This window comes from Patescibacteria group bacterium, assembly GCA_018897195.1.
Classification (GTDB): Bacteria; Patescibacteriota; Patescibacteriia; order Patescibacteriales; family UBA12075; genus JAHILH01.
This window is the reverse complement of record JAHILH010000005.1, coordinates 1-19474: the sequence shown is the minus strand read 5'-3', so window position 1 is coordinate 19474 and position 19474 is coordinate 1. Positions and strand designations below refer to the sequence as shown.

At 39.0% G+C, this 19474-nt stretch carries 16 protein-coding genes and 1 tRNA gene; 12 read left to right on the top strand and 5 right to left on the bottom strand.

Annotated elements, in window-relative coordinates:
* Positions 1 to 96: 96 nt before the first annotated feature.
* The 3 genes from KKD45_04490 to KKD45_04480 all read right to left on the bottom strand — a co-directional run bounded on the left by KKD45_04490 (position 97) and on the right by KKD45_04480 (position 2320).
* On the bottom strand, positions 97 to 963 hold the full coding sequence (locus KKD45_04490; GenBank protein MBU4309752.1) for a hypothetical protein: 867 nt from the start codon (positions 961 to 963) through the stop codon (positions 97 to 99).
* A 41-nt stretch (positions 964 to 1004) separates the two neighbouring features.
* Positions 1005 to 1274: a hypothetical protein gene (locus KKD45_04485; GenBank protein MBU4309751.1), complete on the bottom strand. Its 270-nt coding sequence runs from the start codon at positions 1272 to 1274 to the stop codon at positions 1005 to 1007.
* 236 nt (positions 1275 to 1510) lie between these two features.
* Positions 1511 to 2320 (bottom strand): hypothetical protein, encoded by an 810-nt coding sequence (locus tag KKD45_04480; GenBank protein ID MBU4309750.1) that lies wholly within the window; start codon positions 2318 to 2320, stop codon positions 1511 to 1513.
* A gap of 182 nt (positions 2321 to 2502) precedes the next feature.
* Here KKD45_04480 and KKD45_04475 point away from each other — a divergent pair, with 182 nt between their 5' ends.
* The 8 genes from KKD45_04475 (at position 2503) to KKD45_04440 (ending at position 13850) form a co-directional block, all read left to right on the top strand.
* Positions 2503 to 3000, top strand: a complete 498-nt coding sequence (locus KKD45_04475) for a hypothetical protein (GenBank protein MBU4309749.1) — start codon at positions 2503 to 2505, stop codon at positions 2998 to 3000.
* Between the two features lie 12 nt (positions 3001 to 3012).
* Positions 3013 to 5577, top strand: a complete 2565-nt coding sequence (locus KKD45_04470; protein MBU4309748.1) for a DUF4012 domain-containing protein — start codon at positions 3013 to 3015, stop codon at positions 5575 to 5577.
* A 114-nt stretch (positions 5578 to 5691) separates the two neighbouring features.
* The gene (locus KKD45_04465) at positions 5692 to 7755 is read left to right on the top strand and encodes a hypothetical protein (GenBank protein ID MBU4309747.1); all 2064 of its coding nucleotides are present in this window, start codon (positions 5692 to 5694) and stop codon (positions 7753 to 7755) included.
* A 36-nt stretch (positions 7756 to 7791) separates the two neighbouring features.
* Positions 7792 to 10293 carry a type IV secretory system conjugative DNA transfer family protein gene (locus KKD45_04460; GenBank protein MBU4309746.1) on the top strand — a complete coding sequence of 834 codons (2502 nt, stop codon included), beginning with the start codon at positions 7792 to 7794 and terminating at the stop codon, positions 10291 to 10293.
* A 296-nt stretch (positions 10294 to 10589) separates the two neighbouring features.
* A complete protein-coding gene (locus KKD45_04455) occupies positions 10590 to 11246 on the top strand; it encodes a hypothetical protein (protein ID MBU4309745.1) in 657 nt (218 codons plus the stop codon).
* 266 nt (positions 11247 to 11512) lie between these two features.
* Complete coding sequence (gene dnaX, locus KKD45_04450) at positions 11513 to 13177, top strand: DNA polymerase III subunit gamma/tau (protein MBU4309744.1); 1665 nt, start codon at positions 11513 to 11515, stop codon at positions 13175 to 13177.
* Between the two features lie 91 nt (positions 13178 to 13268).
* A tRNA-Gln gene (locus KKD45_04445) sits at positions 13269 to 13339 on the top strand.
* 157 nt (positions 13340 to 13496) lie between these two features.
* Positions 13497 to 13850 (top strand): hypothetical protein, encoded by a 354-nt coding sequence (locus KKD45_04440; protein ID MBU4309743.1) that lies wholly within the window; start codon positions 13497 to 13499, stop codon positions 13848 to 13850.
* Between the two features lie 98 nt (positions 13851 to 13948).
* On the opposite strand, the gene KKD45_04435 is transcribed toward KKD45_04440, so the two are convergent.
* A complete protein-coding gene (locus KKD45_04435) occupies positions 13949 to 14392 on the bottom strand; it encodes a hypothetical protein (protein ID MBU4309742.1) in 444 nt (147 codons plus the stop codon).
* A gap of 180 nt (positions 14393 to 14572) precedes the next feature.
* Here KKD45_04435 and KKD45_04430 point away from each other — a divergent pair, with 180 nt between their 5' ends.
* Complete coding sequence (locus KKD45_04430; GenBank protein MBU4309741.1) at positions 14573 to 14794, top strand: DUF2892 domain-containing protein; 222 nt, start codon at positions 14573 to 14575, stop codon at positions 14792 to 14794.
* A 67-nt stretch (positions 14795 to 14861) separates the two neighbouring features.
* Here KKD45_04430 and KKD45_04425 read toward each other — a convergent pair whose 3' ends face one another.
* Complete coding sequence (locus KKD45_04425) at positions 14862 to 16733, bottom strand: DEAD/DEAH box helicase (GenBank protein MBU4309740.1); 1872 nt, start codon at positions 16731 to 16733, stop codon at positions 14862 to 14864.
* 403 nt (positions 16734 to 17136) lie between these two features.
* Between KKD45_04425 and KKD45_04420 the strand changes: the two genes are divergently transcribed.
* The 3 genes from KKD45_04420 to KKD45_04410 form a co-directional block, all read left to right on the top strand.
* Positions 17137 to 17703, top strand: a complete 567-nt coding sequence (locus tag KKD45_04420) for a hypothetical protein (protein MBU4309739.1) — start codon at positions 17137 to 17139, stop codon at positions 17701 to 17703.
* Positions 17700 to 18611, top strand: coding sequence for a hypothetical protein (locus KKD45_04415; GenBank protein ID MBU4309738.1), 912 nt, complete (start codon positions 17700 to 17702; stop codon positions 18609 to 18611). Before KKD45_04420 ends, KKD45_04415 begins: the two co-directional genes overlap by 4 nt.
* A gap of 10 nt (positions 18612 to 18621) precedes the next feature.
* Positions 18622 to 19474 (top strand): hypothetical protein (locus KKD45_04410; protein ID MBU4309737.1); only part of this gene is annotated, 853 nt, incomplete at its 3' end.

The window sequence follows — 19474 nt, the reverse complement described above, 5'->3', positions numbered from 1 at the left end:
ATTATATTATAACATAAATTAATAATAATTGAAAATAAAATAAGCCACACTTTATAGTTTTTGCTATAGAGTGTGGCTTAAGGTGTTCGTTGCTCGTTACGCGAGATGCATCTTCGCAAACAGTTTATCCATGACATCGCCAAAGGCAATGTTGGGAAAAACCATTTCAGCGTATCGCTTCATGACGATATACTGCCGGGCGACCTTCTTCAGGTGGTTCTGCTCACGTTCCGAGCCAGGCTCGAAGTTCGTGTCCCATCTGAGGGGCGGATCTTTCTTGATCATGCCCCAGTTGAAATTGGGCTCGTCGCGTACGATGCGCAGGAGGGCGTGGAAGTCTTCCATGCCAGCCAAGGGAACGGCGCCAAACTCAGCAGTTTCGACCGTTTCGCCGGTGCCGTTGCATTCTGGGGCAAAGCCACCGATTCTGCAAAGGACATCGACGCGCCACAGGGCGAGGGTGTTCTGCGGGACTTTCCATTGCGGTTTTTCCCACCAGTTCTGGCGCAGGCCACCAACGACCACCAGGCCTTTCTTTTCGGCATAGGCAATCGCTTCGCTGATCAGATCCTGGCTGCATTCCATCTCCGGGGACCAATTCAGGACATATTTCGCGCCGTGCTTTTCAGCAATCTTGAGGCCGTCATTGAGCGCTTCGCCGCTGCCGGGGTTGTTGCCCCAGTTCATACAAACGTGAACGATCAGACGACCGGATTTGACTTCCTCCGGAAAAGCTTCCGTGAGGTGTTTGACGGTGGGGTAGAGACCGTCGGCGTCAGGGATTTCCGAAAATTTCCCTTCGCCGCAGGTGACTACGACCAGGCGATCGACATTGGAACAGTTGAGAACGCCCCTGAAGGCGTCGACATGTTTCCGAAATGAAACCATGTCAACCGTTTCCGCGGTTTTTCCTTTCTGAAATGATCGTGCAACTACTGCTACGCTTTCGTTTGCATTTTTCATTACTCTTCTCCATTCTTTGAATTGGTTGTTGTGGTTTACTGCTAATTGGGTTGTCCAAAAATATCCATCCGTGTCTCATTGAGATTTTGCCAGCTTATTAATTTGTGCTCACCACTCGGTTCAAGTACAACTTCAAGGCCAGAAAAATCGGAATGTCCCTCTCCAGTGCCGATTACCTCTTTTTCGCCGTTTGTCATGGTTGCGATTTCTCCACAAAACATGGAGAAATCTTCTACCGCTCGCAATTTCACGTCTCCGTGTATATTTAATATACGTTTTCCGCGAACATTGAGAGTCACATACTGTTTCATGGTTATCTCCTTTCTTGATTTTGGCAACAAAAAAACAGCGATAACGCGGTTTTCAATTTATTGTTTAAATTTTAGAATTTGTGACTTTACGCATCATTCGAATGCTCCATGGCGACATCAGTGGCCGTGAAGGTTTATGAAATTGTAAAAGATCAACTAATCCTTATTTATAGCATACTTAAGAAAATTTGTCAATAGTACGAGGCATAGTTTATTTAAAATTAGCCATTTTAAACTTATTTGAGATATGTAATATTCATTTTCAATTCGTTGATATCAATTTGCAATAAGGCACACATTTTTTTAAACCTTTCCTCCTTGGTCGCCATGACTTGCTCTCGCCATTGTTTGCTTTTGGCGTCATCTGATTCAATTAGGTGCCCACCGCTCGGTTCAACAATGACAATACTGCCATTCCCAAAATTATTTAAAAGATTTTTAGCAACATATATTTCGCTCATGCCGTAGCTATTTTCTTCCATGTCGGTCCCTTTTACCGTAGCACCAATCTTCCAAACATTAGTAAAATTAACGGCTGTATTTTTATAGAGAGTAAGTGCGGTAACAGGACAACCCATTTCAATCAGGTGTTTGTATTCGTTTAGTGCTAGTGTTGTGAAATAGGATCCTTGCTTGGCGGCATTAAGCAGTTTTTCGACATTCTCTTTCGTGATATAAAGATGAGCTTCGGGTGACAAGACGAGAGAATAATCAATTCCTTGTCTGGTTTGTTCGTTGATTGCATCGTTTAAGATGTCGGTATAAAAACAACCAACACCGACTTCATCGAATGTTACTCTTTTTCTTTCCGCACCAAATTCTTTAATTAATTCATTTCGAAAAAGTCCTTTGTCCTCATCGGTGTAAATTAAAATATGAATTAGGCTGATAATTGGTAGCCTAAGTAGGGAATTTATCGCGTCCTTTAATAAAGGTAATCGGTCTAAATTATGGTCCGTTCTCATAATTGCGCCGACTTTATGCCTGGTTGCATTATAACATTCTCGGTTAACAATTTTTTTCGTTAACTCTTGTTCGATGGGCATAGTATGAATATTAATTTGTTATATTTTAATTTTAAGTTAATTGTGGTTAATTTGCAAGAATTTAAAATTACTTTTGTGATAGTGGAATTGACTGACACTCTTTTTATTTTACCCAAAAATATGTTATAATAATCAGTGTTAATAACTTTTATTCGACGAAATAAAAAGTGTCGATTTTGCTTATGACCGATGATAAAAATTTTGCCAACATTGAGAGAAAAGAATCAATTGTTGGGGGCTTAGAAGTAGAAAATAATCTAGAAAGAGTTAACTTGCCTGAAAGGGAGAGAGTTTTTGAGGGTGGACAGGATATGGAACAGGCCGCCAGCGAGGTGATAAATGCGATTCAAACCGAGGGAGAGCTCGGCGGTATTCAGCCGATTGGCGGTTTTGCTAGTCAGAATACCAAGAGACAGAAGGAGATTGAGGACATTATGTCACAGGATGTGCGGGATATGTATATACAAATGCCACCGGACAAACAACAAGAGTTCAAAATTAAGGGTGAGGAGACGGCTAAAGAAATAAATAACATATTAGATAAGGCGAAGTTAGAAGTTGGGAAGATTATTGAACTGTTAAAAAAATGGCTTTTAATTATTCCAGGTGTTAATAAGTTTTTTATTGAACAAGAGGCGAAGATTAAGGCTGATGAGATCGTAAGGCTTAAAAATTTATAATTTAAATCGTAAATGACATTTGAGAAAAAAAAACATACTTTAAATATTCAGGGCGGAGGAAAGGCTTCTCGTTTTATGGTTGATTTGGCGGCGAATTTTAAGCGTGAGGAAGAGATTGTTTTGAAACGGATTGAGAAGGAGAAAAATAAATTTAGCCTCAAAAAGCTTTTGCCTAAATTTAGTTTTAAGCAATTCTTGGCTGGTTTCAAAAATATTTTGCCGAATTTTTCTAGTTATTATTATTTCTTTTTTCATCAGAAATACAAGAAATTGTCTTTCTATTTTTTATTTAATCTTCTTTGCAAGATTAGTTATGGCACGGGTTGGCTGTTTGTATTTGGTATTCGTTTTTTCTTTTTAACTTTTATTTTTGCTTATAAAAAAAGCCGTGACCATGTTGCTCTGTGGGCACGTATTCGTCGAGAGGCGCGGATTGCCAAGGATCAATATTTGCAAACAGTGCGACCAGTGCTTCACAAGGAGGTGCCTGTTGAGGTGGCTAAAGAGCATTTTCAATTTGATATTAGGAATGTTATTCCGGCACTGCGTTTTTCTTTTGTAAGACAAGTGGCAACTTTCGCGATTTTGTTGTTGGTTTTAATTTTGCCCTTGAAAGCATATTTACACTATCGCGACTTTTTGAAATTTAAAGGCGAGGTATTGGGTGTATCAGCATCAGCAGTTGATGATATGAAAAATAGCTCTGGCGATGTTTCAAGTTTAAATTTTGACGAAGCGACGAAAAATTTTAATAAGGCGGCGGATAATTTTAGAACTGCTCAAAATGAAATCAAAAATGTGAGCTTGGTTTTTGGTGCTTTGGCCAAAGTGGTGCCGAACAAGAATATTAAGTTAGCCGCACAAGCTGATCTTTTTTTGCGTGCTGGTGAATTAACGGCAAGCATTGCCAATCGTATCGGTGGTTCCTTGGATTTGTTTGAGTCTCAGAATTTAAAAATGAAAGATGTTTTGAATGTTGTTTATGAAAATTTGAATAGTTCTAATGCTGAGATTGTGGAGTTGGGAGACATTTTGAAAAAAATTAACTTGAATAATTTACCTGATGAATATCGTGACAAGGTAAGCGTCTTTCAGCAGAGCTCAGTTGATATTTCCAATTTATTCAATGAGGCGATGAGGCTGATTGATGGCACGCGTAAGATTTTGGGCTTTGATCAAGACCGACGTTATTTAATTGTTTTTCAGAATAATACGGAAATGCGGGGTAGTGGCGGTTTTATCGGTTCTTATGCCTTGGCGGATTTCCATAATGGCGAAATGATTAATTTGGAAGTGCCGAAAGGTGGTAGTTATGATACCGAGGCTGGCTACCTCGAGCGCGTAGCCGCGCCAGAGCCATTACAATTGGTCAATCCACTTTGGCATTTTTGGGATGCGAACTGGTGGCCGGATTGGGCGATGTCGGCGAAGAAGTTGATGTGGTTTTATGAAAAGAGTAACGGCCCAACTGTTGATGGTGTGATTGCAATTACACCGAATGTAATGGATGACTTGTTGAAAATAATCGGTCCACTTGATTTGACTGAGAAATATGGTGTTGTGATTACAAGTGATAATTTTTGGGACGTAGTACAAGACATAGTTGAGCAAAAGCCGGAAATGGCGACGACGACGGCGACTTCAACTTTGGTAAAAGTTGAGACACAAAAACATGAGCCAAAGAAAATCATTGGCGACATGATGAACTTGATTATAACGAAGGCATCCAACGAATTAAATAGAGAGGATTTTTTGCGCATCCTGAATGCGGCCTATCAAAACTTAAATGAAAAACAAATTTTAACATATTTTGTTGATGAGGATTTGGAAAAGTTAGTAAGCGATTTCGATTGGGCGGGACTGATTCAAAATATTGATGGTGATTATCTAATGGTGGCAAATACCAATATTGCCGGTTTTAAAACCGACAAGAAAATAAAAGAAAACATCGCCCTCCTAAAGGAAGTACAAACAGACGGCAGTATTATTAATACTTTGACAATTCAAAGACGGCATACGGCTATTCGTGGCGAAGATCATGTGGGAGTGCGCAATGTAAATTGGATGCGTGTCTATGTGCCAGAAGGTAGTGAATTAATTAGTGCAAGTGGTTTTAGTCAGCCCGATGGAAAGTTTTTTGAAAAGCCAATGGAGACTTGGAAAAAAGATGAAGATGTGATGCGTGGTGAAGGCACCTTTGGCATGGACGGCATTAGTAATACTAAGATTTATAAAGAATTGGGCAAGACGGTTTTCGCGAACTGGTCTATGGTTGATCCCGGTGAACAGGTTTTAATTACAATTAGATATCGACTACCTTTTAAGGTTCAAAAAACTGAACCGGTGAAGCCGAAAACATTTTGGGAAAAAATTGTTAATGGTGAAGATGACTCTAGTTATGTGCCTTTGAAATTGTTGGTGCAAAAACAACCTGGTTCACAGGGTAGTGAGTTTGTGAGTAATTTGACATTGCCAGCTAATATGCAAGTCGCATGGCAGAATAATGAATCTTTTAATTACAGGAATAAGTTGAATGTTGATCGCAACTGGATGGTGTTGCTGAGTATTGGAAAGTAAATTTTAGTTTCAGTTTTTTTTGGTTTTTTTAATTTTATTAAATATAGAAGTTTATAATTTCCAGCAAAATTCATTCAAAATTCAAAATTGGAAATTCAAAATTAATTTAAATATATGTTTAACAAGTCAAACAAAAAACAAGCAGATGAGGTGATTGATGATGACGATGTTGTAATCAATCTTCGCGAATCAAGCTTGAATGAATTCACGCAAGTAAATCTGCCAGGCGATGCCAAGGCGGAAGAAACTAAGGAGGTCGCAGACATTATTGAGGAAGAGGCGGAGAGTGAAGAAGGAAGTGAAGAGTATTTTAGTCCGGAGAATGAAGCGAATGAGGCGGAGATTGAGGAGAGCTTGAATGAAATCTATCAAGATGATGATGGCAAGATGGTGGATGTAAAAAAATTCAAAGTTTTAAAGAAGCATGGTTTTTTCTTTTGGTTTTTTATGTTTGTTTTTTTGGTGGGTGGTTTTGGTGGCGGTGGCTATTATGCTTATAACAAATTTATTGTTAATCAAGGTTTGAATGCAACCGCGGTTGATTTCACTATTGAAACCAAAAATGAAGTAACGGTTGGGGAGGAGTTTTTTTATACAATTAATTATGGCAATCCTAGCAATACAATTAATTTGAAAAATGTAGTCGTGAGCGTCACTTATCCTGATAATTTTATTTTTATTGATTCTTTTCCACCTTCGAATGAGAATAATTCACGCTGGGATATCGGCGATGTTAAGGCTGGCGTGAACGGGAAAATTAAAATCAAGGGAATTATGATTGGCGAGGAGGGCAAATCAGGAATTTTGGCAGCCAAGATGGATTATATGCCGGAAAATTTTTCATCTGAATTTAAAAAAGAAACTTCGGCGATGACGCAAATCAAGGATATAGGGATGAATATTGACTTGGACTATTCTAGTAATGTCTTGGTTGATGAGGTAAATGACTTAACAATTCGTTTCAGTGCGCGTGATAATAATTTCATTAATAATTTTCGCATTTCGCAGGAGGTGAATGAGAATGTGGAAATTGTTAAACCTAAGACAGCACCAGCTGGTGATGATTTGGCAAAGTATTCAGTTATTAGACCAGGTGTTTGGCAGGTTGATGAGGTGACAGCCAATGAAAAAATAATCCCTATTAAATTTAAATTTATCAAGAAAGGCACCGAGGAGCAGGTTATAGTTTTGAATTTTGAGAAATTGGTTGGTGATTCTAAGTATGTAAAATTTTACTCTAAAGAATTGAAACTGTCAGTGATTAAAAGTGACTTAAATTTAACCATGATAATTAATGGTAAGCGCGACGACCAAGGTATTAATTTTGGCGATACTTTGAATTACTCCTTGGTGTATAAGAATGGCGGTGATGCGGAAATGAAGGATGTGGTTTTGATGGCAGTGTTGGATGGTGATTTTTTGAACTGGACTACTTTGGGCGACGCAGCCAAGGGCAAAGTAAAAGGCAATATGATTATTTGGACTAAAAATGAAATTCCGGAATTAGCATCAATTGCACCGGACAAAGATGGAACAATTGACTTTTCGATTAATTTGATGGATTTGAATGTTGAGAAGATGACCGCAGACAAGAGTTACGCCATTACTAGTTATGCTCAGTTCGCAGTTGGTGATCAAAGCAATAACACCGATGCGAAGAAAAATGAAAACAAGAGCAATGTAATCATTAACAAGATTAATAGTAACTTGAAATTAAACGAGCAGGTGCGTTATTTTAGTGCTGACAATGTACCCGTAGGATCCGGACCAAACCCGCCAAAGGCTGGACAAGTAACAAGCTATAAAGTGTATTGGAATTTGAGCAATAGCTTACACGAGCTTGGTGATGTTAAGGTGACAACAAAATTGCCAGACTATGTAACTTTTGCTAATAAGGCTAATTTTTCCGTTGGCTCGCTTGATTACAATGAGACAACCAGAGAGGTAACTTGGACCATAAGTCGTCTACCAGCCTTAGCCATGGAGTCTAATGCTGAATTTAGCATTAGCATTAAGCCGACAGATGATGATAAAAATAGAATTATGATTTTGTTAACTGGTTCCACAATTACTGCTAATGACAATGAGACTAAGTCGTCATTATCACAAACGACTAGAGCGGAGACCAGTAAATTAGAGGATGATGATATTGCAGGTGGAGATGGGATTGTGGAATAATTCAATCAATGATTAATTAATTTAAAGATATTGTCTATGGATTACGGACTACAACAAAATATAAACAACGATTATGTTATTGATTTGAGTGGCTGGTTTTGGTATGTGGCGGCTTTTGCTGTTTTGTTTTTGGTTTTATATATTGCGCGCTTGATAATTCGGGAAAAATATTTGCAGAAGACTTTTCAGCGTTACGTTATTTTTTTAGTCCGTTTACCTCAAGACAAACAAGGAAATAACCAGGGCAATGAAACAAATCGGGTTCAATCCTTGCACGAAGAAATTGCCAAAGGTGAGACAATCTTTTCTTCTATAGGTGGCTTGCGGGCGGAGCGGGGTTTTAAGGCTTGGTTATATGGTCGTAATGATAGCTATTCTTTTGAGATTGTGGCGAATAAGAAAAAGATTCATTTCTATATCGTGGCCCCACGCGGAGCAGAGCGCTATATTGAACAACAAATCAATGCGCATTATCCGGACGCGTCATTGGAAGAGGTGAAGGATTATAATATTTTTAATCACAAGTCTGAAATTTTGGCCGGCACTTTAAAAACAACAAGACATTTTGTTTTACCTTTGCGTACTTATTTAAAGCAAGATACTGATTCAACAAATTCTTTGATCAATGTTATGTCCAAGGTGGATGAAGATGAGGGTTTGGCGATCCAATATACTATTCGTAGTGCAAAAAATTCTTGGCACTACAAGGCGAGCGAGGTGGTTCGTAAGGCTAATCAAAAAAAATCTTTATCAGAGGCACTTAGCTCCGGGGTCTTGCATAAAATTTTAGGTTTTTTGGGTGATGTATTTCATTCGGCTGATCCTTCTTTGGCAAATAGGTCCGAGAATCAAAAAATGTTAACTGTAATGGAGCAAGAGGCTCTAAAAGGTATTGAAGAAAAAAATGCACGTGCGGGTATGGATGTAAATTTACGCATCGTGGTGGCAGCGCGGGATAAGGGACGAGCGCAAACCTATCTAGAAAATTTGTCGAGTGCTTTTAGTCAATATAATTCTTATGAATATGGCAACAGCTTTGCAAGCCGTATTAATACCGGCAACAAGAAGCGCATTATTCATGATTTTATCTATCGTCGTTTTAATGAAGGTAAATCATTTTTGTTAAATACAACAGAGATGGCTAGTCTTTTTCATCTACCCCTAAAAGACACCGAGACGCCGAATATTTTATGGTTAACTGCTCGTCATGCCCCGGCACCGGTAGACACGCCAAGTGAAGGGGTTTATCTTGGTTATAATGTGCATCGTGGTGTTAAAAAAGACGTGCACATCAAGCGTGACGATCGTCGTCGTCATATGTATGTAGTTGGTAAGTCTGGTGGTGGTAAGTCACAATTCATTGCCAATATGGCTGTCCAAGATATTATTAATGGTGAGGGCGTTTGCGTTTTGGATCCGCATGGTGACTTGGTAAGCGATATCTTGTCCCGCATTCCGCCCGAGAGAGCAGAAAACGTTATTTTATTCCGACCGGCGGACATTGAACGGCCGATGGCTTTGAATTTGATTGAGTTTGATCCGAAATATCCGGAGCAAAAAACTTTTGTAATTAATGAGATGATTAAGATTTTTGATAAGTTGTACGATTTAAAGGCGACCGGTGGTCCAATCTTTGAACAATATATGCGCAATGCCTTGCTCTTGATTATGTCTGATCCAGAATCCGGTTCAACTTTAATGGAAGTGCCAAAAGTGTTGGCTAATCCAGCTTTTCGAAAAATGAAATTAGAGCGCTGTGCGGACCAAACTGTGGTTGATTTTTGGAAGCAAGAAGCCGAGAAGGCGGGTGGTGATGCGGCCCTGGCGAATGTCGTGCCCTATATTACATCCAAGTTGACACAGTTTATTTCCAATGACACGATGCGCCCGATTATCGGCCAACAAAATAGTTCGTTCAATTTCCGCGATATTATGGATAAACAAAAAATTCTTTTGGTGGATTTGTCCAAAGGTGCCATTGGCGAGATGAATGCCTATCTTTTGGGCATGATCATAATTAGTAAAATTTTAATGAATGCTTTGTCGCGTACGGATATTCCGCAAGCACAACGTAAGGATTTTTATTTATATATCGACGAGTTTCAAAATTTTACCACCGATTCAATTTGCTCTATTTTGTCCGAGGCGCGTAAATATAGTTTGAATTTAACCATCGCTCATCAATATATCGGACAGATGGTCAATAAGGGTGACACGACAATTAAGGACGCCGTTTTTGGTAACGTCGGTTCGATGGTGAGTTTTAGAATTGGCACCGAAGATGCGGAATTTTTGGAAAAAGAATTTAGTCCTGTCTTTAGTCAGTATGATTTATTAAATGTTGAAAAATATTCTGTTTATACAAAACTTCTTATTGATAATACGGCCAGTCGTCCTTTTTCCATGCATTGCCCTTGGCCGATTGCTGGTATTGAGCGAGAGGGAATGGCACAAAAAATAAAGACTTTGAGCCGTCTCAAATTTGGCCAAGATCGCAGTATTATTGAGGCGGAAATTCGTCGTCGAACCAGTGTTTAATAAGACTCCCTCGCCCCGGCGGGAGAGGGTTGGGGTGAGGGGAAGTCTAACGAAATGAGAATACTACTACATAAAAACCCTTGCTATTTGCTCTTGCCAAACCTGGATAAATGGTATATATTAGAGATAATAAAATAAATTATCTTAGATAATAAATATAAAAAAACTATAAGTTTTTTGTATGGTCAGGAATATTTAAATTCCAGGTGACCACAAAATAACTAAAATTAGTTAATTTACCTAGTTTTATTAAATAAAAAGGGAGGGTTTAATTAGCTGGGCAAAAACACAAATATATGGCAGAAACAAACATGAACATGGATGATGAATTCAATGTTGACGACTTGGAGCTTGAAGAAGGTGATAACTCCGATGATGTTAAAAGTGATAAGGATGTGGTTGTTTTGAGTAAGTCAAAATTTGTTTTGATTAAAAAATTATTGGAAAATGCTAGAGAGAATAACGAGAGATTGATAAATTTGATTTCCGGTGTTGCTGGTATTGGCGATTTGGACAAAATTGCAATCAGCCAGATTCATGACGACAGCTTTAATAAGGGTGGCGAGGATGAACATGACGGTGAAGGAAAAATTGTTGAAGGTGTCTTTGATGGTGAAAATATGATTGGCCCAGACGGTAAGCAATACAGTATTCCCGCAAATTATGCGTCTAAGTCAAAATTAGTTGAAGGTGATATTCTGAAATTAACTATTACACCAACCGGAACTTTTGTTTACAAACAAATCGGTCCGATTGATCGCAAGCGCGTGGTTGGTACTTTGGAGCAAGGTGGCGGTGGCTCATTTATTGTGAACGCCGATGGTCTTAAATTGAAAGTTTTAACTGCTAGTGTGACATATTTCCGTGGTACTGTTGGCGATGAAGTGGTAGTCTTGGTGCCAAAGACGGGTGATAGTAAATGGGCAGCCGTTGATAATATTGTGCGAAATTAAAATCTTTATTAAATTGCTACATTTTTAAATTGTGTTATTAGAATTATTAGGCAATTTAAATATGTAGCAATTTTTTTTCACCCGTCATCCCCGCGAAGGCGGGGATCCAGGTACCTCATAGATTATTTTTGGTATATGGAGGATTAAAATTTACAAAGCATTATTTATTATCAATATTTATATTTAGATTAGTCTCTATAATAATGTATCCACTATCTGTGGCGCCTGGATCCCCGCCTTCGCGGGGATGACGGTTATTAAATTATATGACAATATACAGAGAATACCGACCGCAGAATTTTGATGAATTAGTCGGTCAAAATCACATCAAAACTACTTTAAAATATGAAATTGAGCAGGACAAGATTGCCCATGCTTATCTTTTTTGTGGTCCACGCGGTATTGGTAAGACTACAATTGCGCGTGTCTTTGCTAAGGCAATTAACTGTGTCAATCGCAAGGAGGGCGAAAGTGAGCCTTGTAATACCTGCGATAGCTGTGAGGCAATTACTCTTGGCAAGAGCGTGGATGTAATTGAGATTGATGCAGCGAGTCACACTGGCGTTGACAATGTTCGCGAGAACATCATCGCGGTCTCAAAAATCTCTACTTCGGGCGCAAAATTTAAAGTCTTTATCATCGACGAGGTTCACATGCTGTCCATTTCGGCTTTTAACGCCCTTTTGAAAGTTATTGAAGAACCACCCAAGAATGTTATCTTTATCTTAGCAACAACTGAAGTGCACAAGATTCCGGCGACCATTATCTCTCGTTGCCAGCGTTTTGATTTTAAGCGCATTAACATTACTGATGTGGTAAAGAAATTGCAATATATTGCCAATAGTGAAAAGATCGAAATCGATAACTTGGTTCTTGAAGATATTGCTCGTCAGTCAGAAGGACATATGCGTGATGCGGAAAGTGTTTTTGGACAAATCATCGCTATTGCTGAAAACATAAAAGATGGCAAGCGTCGTATTTCCCAAGAAGACGCAAACCTAGTTATTCCTCGTAGTGACATTGGCGAAGCGATTGCTTTGATTGAACTATTGGTCAAGAAAGATGCCGCCTCAGCGATTGCCTTGGTGAATAAAGTGATGGACGAAGGTGTAGATTTAAAAAGATTTTTAAAAGACTTGATTGAGTTGTTGCGTAAGATAATGTTGGGTAAAATTAATTTGAAATTGTCTGAGAAATTTGGTTTGGAGCTAGGCGAAGGTGTGGAAGTGAAAATTAGTAAAATTTTGAAGGAAATTGAGGTTGGTCGCGTTATCAACGCAATCGAAAAATTCACTAAAGCTGGCAATGAAATTAAGGAAAGTTTTATAATCCAATTACCAGTGGAGGTGGCGATTATTGAATTATGTTCAACGCCAACTATGTCAGCCCCGGTTTTTACGGATAATAGTGGCACAGGTAGTGGTTTAAAAACGGGGCAAGAGCCAACCCGGAAACCAAATTCAGTACAAGTGGTTAATGCTCAGGGCGATAATGTTAATTTTAGCAGTCAACAAATGATGTCCAAATGGAATGATGTTTTAGCGGTGGTGCAAAAAAACAATCACTCTTTGAGTTTTGTCTTACGTGCTTGTGTTCCCGGTGCTGTTGAGAATGGAGTTTTGAAATTATTTTTTAAGTTCAAATTCCACCGTGATCGTATTGAAGAACCGGCGGTGAAGGCAGTAGTTAGTGATGCCCTAAAACAAATTTTTGGTTCTACGATAGTAATCGAGTCCATAGTCAATGAAGCCCTAAACATCAGTGAAACACATGAGGTTAGCTTTGACAATGATCCGACCGATGAAGTAGCTGAGCAAATTATTCGCGAGAATCAAGTCACCGAGACAGTGGAGAAAGTTGAAGGTGGCAATGGTGGTGGCGATATGTTGGATAGTCTGTTGAAGACATTTGGTGGGAAAGTAGTTGGATAGTTTGTTAAAAACAAACGAGTGAAATTAATTCTCCCTCGCCCCGCCGGGAGAGGGTCGGGGTGAGGGAGAGAATAGAAAATATAAGTATCATTCGGGAATCGTCTAATGGTAGGACGACTGGTTCTGGTCCAGTTAATTGGGGTTCGAATCCCTGTTCCCGAGCACGAGAAAATAACGCTAATTAATAGCGTTATTTTTTTATATATCCATGGCTTTGTTGTATGTTGACATTATTTATGTTTAATGTTATTATAATTTATTGCTCATTATAATTTATAAATGTCAGCTTGATTAACAATTCATTTTAAGGAGGTTTTTTATGCCGGTAATAAGAGTATGGTGTCTTCCGCCCAGTCAGAGTGAAAAAGCATTGAATCGTCTTCATAGGGCAATTGTTAAGGCAGTGGTATCAATTTCAGAGCTTGGTCTTAAGGATGAAAATGATATGACCTGTTTGTTTGTTCCCGATCTTATGGCCTATGGCTTGGGAGAAGAGATTATCGTTGAAATTGTAGGCTTGCTTGAAAAGCCTGGTAGAAATGAAATGGTCAGACAGCGTCTTGCCAGGAGAGTTGGTAAGTGTATAAAAAAACTTTACCCAGGTGCGAATGTTGCATCATCTATCTCAACCATCGGGCCGAATCAAGGCTACTGGGAATCAGAGAAAAAGTAAGACTAAAACAACACAGAGCCGTTCTTTTTAAAGAACGGCTCTTTTTTATTTGAAAAAATACTGTATTTATTCAAGATAATTTATGATTAATATGTATTTTATTTTCCAATACAATCCTTAGCCTTAAAAAAATCAACGACACTAGGTGTGTCACCTTTCATTATTTCATAAGCTCTTGTTGTTCCAAGTTTTTCAATAAAACAGGTTTGCATGCCAGCTGTTATGCTAGTCGGTAATTGCGAAACATTAACGCCAAAACTCTCAAGGGTTTTTTCTTGGTTCTCATTTAGAAGAGGATGTTTATCCGCACTTGTTCCCGTGATACTGCTTTCGGTGGAGGTGGAGGTGGAGGTGGAGCTTGTGGCAATATTTTGACTATCGGTAGTTGGTGAATAATTTTTAATATTACTACTCAAATAGCTATTGATAATGCTGCCAATAAACTTGGTGCGAAGATTAAGGGGGTTAAAAATTGCGATAGCGGTTAGAATTAAAAAAGTAACTAAAATAATTATCAATAATACTTGAATAATTTTTTTCATAAATTTAAATTTTAATTATTAGAATCTATGTTCATTATAGCATATTTGGCATCCTGAAAGAAATTAGCAGCCTATGCGGACAAGTTAATGAAAAAAATAATCAAAAAGTTATCCATCTCGGATAGCTTTTTTTCTTTACTTGCGGTATAATGTATTTATAATTAATTATTATATAAAATTATGGCTATTTACAGACAACCAATAGATCATTGGTATCTTGAGAGATTATTATTTTTAATCGCTGGCTTGTTGGTGCCTATCAGTGTTTTTTTAGGAATTCAGGTGTCGTCTAGTTTTTTCTATTTAACGGTTTTTGTCGGCTCGGTGATGGTTTTATTTGCCCTAACTGGCTATTGTCCGATGTCTATTATCTTAACTAAATTGGGCGTAAAGGCAAAATAAGATTTTATAAATTCAAAAAGCTGTTCTCGAATGAGAACAGCTTTTTTTATATCTAAATTTGTTTTGTTTAACTAACTCTAGTTTTCTTAGTGTAGCCAAATTTGAAAACATCAGAACCATCTGATTTTCCTTTTTTAGCAGCACCACCGAAGGGTTTTTTGTAGCCACCTTCACGTCCACCTTCACTGCGTCCGCCAAAACTTCTACCACTTCCACCTTCACTTCTGCCTTCATTACGTCCCTTAAAGCCGCCACGACCGCCTTCACTGCGACCACCACGTGATCCGCCAAAGCTGCTACCTCTAGAACCGCCAAAAGATTTTCGGCGTGGTTCGTTGGATTGAGTTGTTTGAGTAACTTCAAGAGTTTTGCCACGGTAGCTTGAGCCGTTCAAGGCTTGCAAGACCGCATCTTGGAATTTTTTATCAATACCAAAAACGGAATGACCAGGTAGGACATCGACACGGCCGATCTCAGAACCTTTTAATTCGCGCTTGCTATTGATTAAGCCAAACAAACCTTTGATATCAAAACCATCACGGTTGCCCAAATTGATTTTGAAGCTAGCGACGTTTTCGCTGGCCATTCTTTCCTTGGCTGGTCCGCTAGTTGCGTTAGTATTCAAATCACGTGACTCTTCGTAGTCTTTTAAAAAGTGACTTAATTCGTATGAGATGAAATGATTAATCAAGTCTTCACGACTTAGTCCGTCTAATTTTTCGTTTACCGCTGGTAGGTATTGTGCAATCTGTTCTTTATTTACATCCGCGTCTTTGATTTTATCAACAAAACCTAATAATTGGCTCTTGCAAATATCTTCACCTTGGGGCACTTGTTTTTGCGTAAACGGTTTACCAACTTTTCTTTGAATATCCATAATCCGACTTCTTTCTTTTGGGTGCAAAATTGTGATTGAGGTGCCACTCTTTTGGGCACGACCAGTTCGGCCACTGCGGTGAACGTATGTCTCGTTGGCATCAGGCAGGTTGTAGTTGATAACATGAGTTAAATCACTAACGTCAATGCCACGCGCAGCCACGTCAGTGGCTACTAGTAATTGAATTTTTCTATTTCTAAATCTGTCCATGATCTGGGTACGCATATTTTGCGTAATCTCACCATGAAGTGGTTCAGCGTTGTAATGATTTTCTTTCAACTTGTCCGCTACTTCCTGTGTCTCACGTCTGGTTCGACAAAAAAGAATACCATAAATATCCGGTAGGGAATCAACTAAACGACGTAAAGCTTCATAGCGATCGCGCGCTTGCACGATGTAGTATTCATGAGTAACGTTATCAGCACCGATATTTTTTTCACCCATGCTAATCTCATGAGGCTTACTCATGTATTTGCTAGCAATACTACGCACGCTGCTCGACATTGTTGCGGAGAATAATAGAGTTTGTTTTGTTTCTGGTGTTTCCGCCAAGACCGCATCAAGGTCATCCTTGAAGCCCATGTCTAACATCTCATCTGCTTCGTCCAAAACTACCCAACGAATATCTTGTAATTTCAAAGCCTTGCGACGAATCAAATCGTGCACACGTCCGGGAGTACCCACGACAATATTCACGCCCCGTCTTAAGGTGCTGATTTGGTTAGTAATGCTCTCGCCACCATAAACTGCCAATGAAGTTACTTCTTTGGAATGCTTAGTGAAAGCGACGATGTCTTTCGAGATTTGTAAAGCCAATTCACGTGTCGGACACAAGATGATGGCTTGTAAGTCCTTGGAATTATTCTCAAGTTGTTGAATGATTGGAATACTAAAAGCGGCCGTCTTACCGGTTCCGGTTTGCGCTAAGGCAATCAAGTCCTCAGTTGAGCTAAGTAAAAAAGGGATAGATTCAGCTTGAATAGGCGAAGGAGTTGTAAATCCTAAGTCGTCAAGACTTTGCTGGATGGCTTTATTAAGCCCCAGGTCTTTAAATGTTGTCATAAATTGTTTTGGTATCACAAGAAATTAAACTCCAAAGGAAAGCAATCGCCTCCAATTTTATCAAATCTCTGTTTTGCGATGTGAATCGCCCCAAAACTCTTTATGTGAGTTCTATAAAGATTAATAAAATCGAGTCCAAGTATTAATAATACTAAAAATATATTTTAATAAGTTATGAGTGTTATAATTACATATTATTTTGATTGTGTCAAGGAATATTGAGTTTATAGCTAGCTCTATTTTAATATTAGCCATTTTATTGATTTAGGCGATTTAGTGTTGACTTTTTTGCCAAAATGTGCTATATTTATCTGTTGGACTAGAATTTTTTAATTTAAAAAAAAGGAGTTCAATGGTGAGCTCTTTGACAATTTTATACTAAAAATAACCGAGGAGAACGGATATGACTACATGCGAACAGGATGGTTGTAATAAGGAAGCTTATGAAGGCAAGCCTTATTGCTCAAAATGTTTTAATGCGCATTATAAGGGCAAAGGGAAAAAAAAGAAAGAAGCTTCTGATGCTATTGATGGTTCTGGTGATAAAGAAACGCCTGTGGCGGTAAAGCCAACAGAGCCGAAGAAGCCTGAAAAGTTTGAAATTGAGGAGCGGTTAGTTGGTCGAGATGGTTTATATGATCTTGATGTCCAGATAATCGTTTACAATGGACCACTGCGAAGCATGGACGTTAGAATTTCAGAAGAGATGAAGCGAGAATGGAATACTATTCTCGTAAAGGGGCGGACGTATTTCGATAAGACCGACGCTAATGGTTTTTTGTCCATTCCCTTGAATCCTGACGGATTTAAGGAAGAAAGAAGAAAGATTGTTGTTCAGCTTATTGGAACCACGACAGATTATCCGATTTATTTGGATGGTCCAAAAAGAGAATGGGGGCCACTACCCAGCTTGGGCTTGTTGGCAAATTTCCGGAGCTTGGCAGAATCAAAAAGGAGATATTCGAAATGAATACCGGAATTAAGACTTACGGGATATTTTTTGTCATTGGCTTGCTATTGATTGCATTTGCAGCAGACCATACTTTTTTTGTTTTGGTGTCTGCGCTTACAATCATTGGCTCGATTCTTTTTTTAGCAACTATTAATGTACGGTTTCGAATGGTATTTTTTGTTGCTGTAAACGAGATCGTTGACAATAACAATAATATTTTTTACGCAGTCGCTTTGTCAACTGTCTTGTTGTTTATCGGCGGTTTGTATTTTGGCGCGGGGGAGCCAATCTTCGCCACGTCAACTCGATATGTCCGCGATGAAATTCGGGCTGTTTACGATGATAATCTTCAACAGGCAGTTAATGAAAAATTGATGCGTGGCAAAAACTTAAGTGATGAACAAGTTGCCGATATGAAGGCAATCTTGGCGGCATCAAAGAGGTGTGAGTCCAAGAAAATAAAGGGGCTTGAAGACTGGAATGTTTATGTGGAAAAGCTGAACAACCATCTTGATTTTGATTGTTTTGCAACTGATGATGAGTTGAATATGTTTTTGGCAGAATCAAATATTGTTGCGAAAGACGCTGCTAAGGAAAAGAAAAAAATAACAACCCCTTCGTATTTTTCTAAGTGGCTCGAGAGCACTAATCGAACCTGGTTCTGGTGGAAGGCGTTTATTGTTTTTCTGTTGGTGCTTTGTCCGTTATCATTTGTTGTTTCATTTCATGATGAAGTGGCAAATGGTCTTACAGACCTTATGGAGAACGTAAAAAGATTCAAGGAGAGTGTTACCGAAGAAACGTTTAAGGCTGGCGATGAGGCAAGTAATGCGAGCAGAAAAAAAGGTAGTTTGCTTATGACAATCTTGAGCATCGATTTCTTTTCTGAGATGTTTCAGGTGCTTATAAAAGCTTTGCGAAGTTAAGGAGGAGAACATGACTACGGCTACGTCTAAAATTATGTCGCTCCCGGAGCAGGTTGTGAAATGGGCGATGATTACCCTAGCAATTCTTGTTATATCCGGGATTGTCTGTATCGGCTTTACACGGTTTCCTTTTTTTGTAGTATTTTCCTGGGTGGCATTTCTTTTTGTAGTGCCGTATATTTGGGAGATCTACGGAAAGGATGCTATTGTTCTTGATTTTTGGAGCAGTATAGTCAAATTTGGTCTGAAGTTTATTGGTAGCCTTTTTATTTTCTTATTGCTGAGGGGATATGTTGCCCACGTAGTCAAGTTTGGCATGATGACAAGTCAGACAATTGGAGCTCATTTTGGAAAGGCTGGCTGGTTGGAAATGAATCGGTCCGAAGTTCTATTTGAGGCCACATTTCTTTTGCTTATCGGCTATACAGTTTTGGTCTTTGTTTATAAGTCTGGAGAAAGCGAGAAAAAGAACTGGCCGCGCAATGTTGTTGTTGGTATGCTGCTCACCTGTTTAATGGCGCAAACGTTTATGTTTATGTCAGGAGATGGCGTGGGTGTTGCCGAGGCAGCTATTCAACCAGTTCAAGCCGATAATGTCATTCCGAAAATTAAAAGCAGTGGCGTTGTTGGCGGTGGTGCGAAAATAGCATTTGCTTTCCTTTTTGGAGAGTCGGTGCCGTCAATGCCGCAGATGACTGGAGTGAGGAAGAGCAAAACGCCACAAATCATCTTCTCCCACACTTATACCGACGCCGACATTGGACCTGATGGCAAGGTGATAGTTCTTGATTATGCCAAGACACTTCTTATGCCTGGCGATGTTTTAAATATTAACACCATAATGCCAAGAGGTGGTGGTAGTA

What these genes read in the sequence shown, in the direction of transcription:
- KKD45_04490 (MBU4309752.1), bottom strand. Translation starts at nt 963, where the DNA reads ATGAAAAATGCAAACGAAAGCGTAGCAGTAGTTGCACGATCATTTCAG.
- KKD45_04485 (MBU4309751.1), bottom strand. Translation starts at nt 1,274, where the DNA reads ATGAAACAGTATGTGACTCTCAATGTTCGCGGAAAACGTATATTAAAT.
- KKD45_04480 (MBU4309750.1), bottom strand. Translation starts at nt 2,320, where the DNA reads ATGCCCATCGAACAAGAGTTAACGAAAAAAATTGTTAACCGAGAATGT.
- KKD45_04475 (MBU4309749.1), top strand. Translation starts at nt 2,503, where the DNA reads ATGACCGATGATAAAAATTTTGCCAACATTGAGAGAAAAGAATCAATT.
- KKD45_04470 (MBU4309748.1), top strand. Translation starts at nt 3,013, where the DNA reads ATGACATTTGAGAAAAAAAAACATACTTTAAATATTCAGGGCGGAGGA.
- KKD45_04465 (MBU4309747.1), top strand. Translation starts at nt 5,692, where the DNA reads ATGTTTAACAAGTCAAACAAAAAACAAGCAGATGAGGTGATTGATGAT.
- KKD45_04460 (MBU4309746.1), top strand. Translation starts at nt 7,792, where the DNA reads ATGGATTACGGACTACAACAAAATATAAACAACGATTATGTTATTGAT.
- KKD45_04455 (MBU4309745.1), top strand. Translation starts at nt 10,590, where the DNA reads ATGGCAGAAACAAACATGAACATGGATGATGAATTCAATGTTGACGAC.
- dnaX (MBU4309744.1), top strand. Translation starts at nt 11,513, where the DNA reads ATGACAATATACAGAGAATACCGACCGCAGAATTTTGATGAATTAGTC.
- KKD45_04440 (MBU4309743.1), top strand. Translation starts at nt 13,497, where the DNA reads ATGCCGGTAATAAGAGTATGGTGTCTTCCGCCCAGTCAGAGTGAAAAA.
- KKD45_04435 (MBU4309742.1), bottom strand. Translation starts at nt 14,392, where the DNA reads ATGAAAAAAATTATTCAAGTATTATTGATAATTATTTTAGTTACTTTT.
- KKD45_04430 (MBU4309741.1), top strand. Translation starts at nt 14,573, where the DNA reads ATGGCTATTTACAGACAACCAATAGATCATTGGTATCTTGAGAGATTA.
- KKD45_04425 (MBU4309740.1), bottom strand. Translation starts at nt 16,733, where the DNA reads ATGACAACATTTAAAGACCTGGGGCTTAATAAAGCCATCCAGCAAAGT.
- KKD45_04420 (MBU4309739.1), top strand. Translation starts at nt 17,137, where the DNA reads ATGACTACATGCGAACAGGATGGTTGTAATAAGGAAGCTTATGAAGGC.
- KKD45_04415 (MBU4309738.1), top strand. Translation starts at nt 17,700, where the DNA reads ATGAATACCGGAATTAAGACTTACGGGATATTTTTTGTCATTGGCTTG.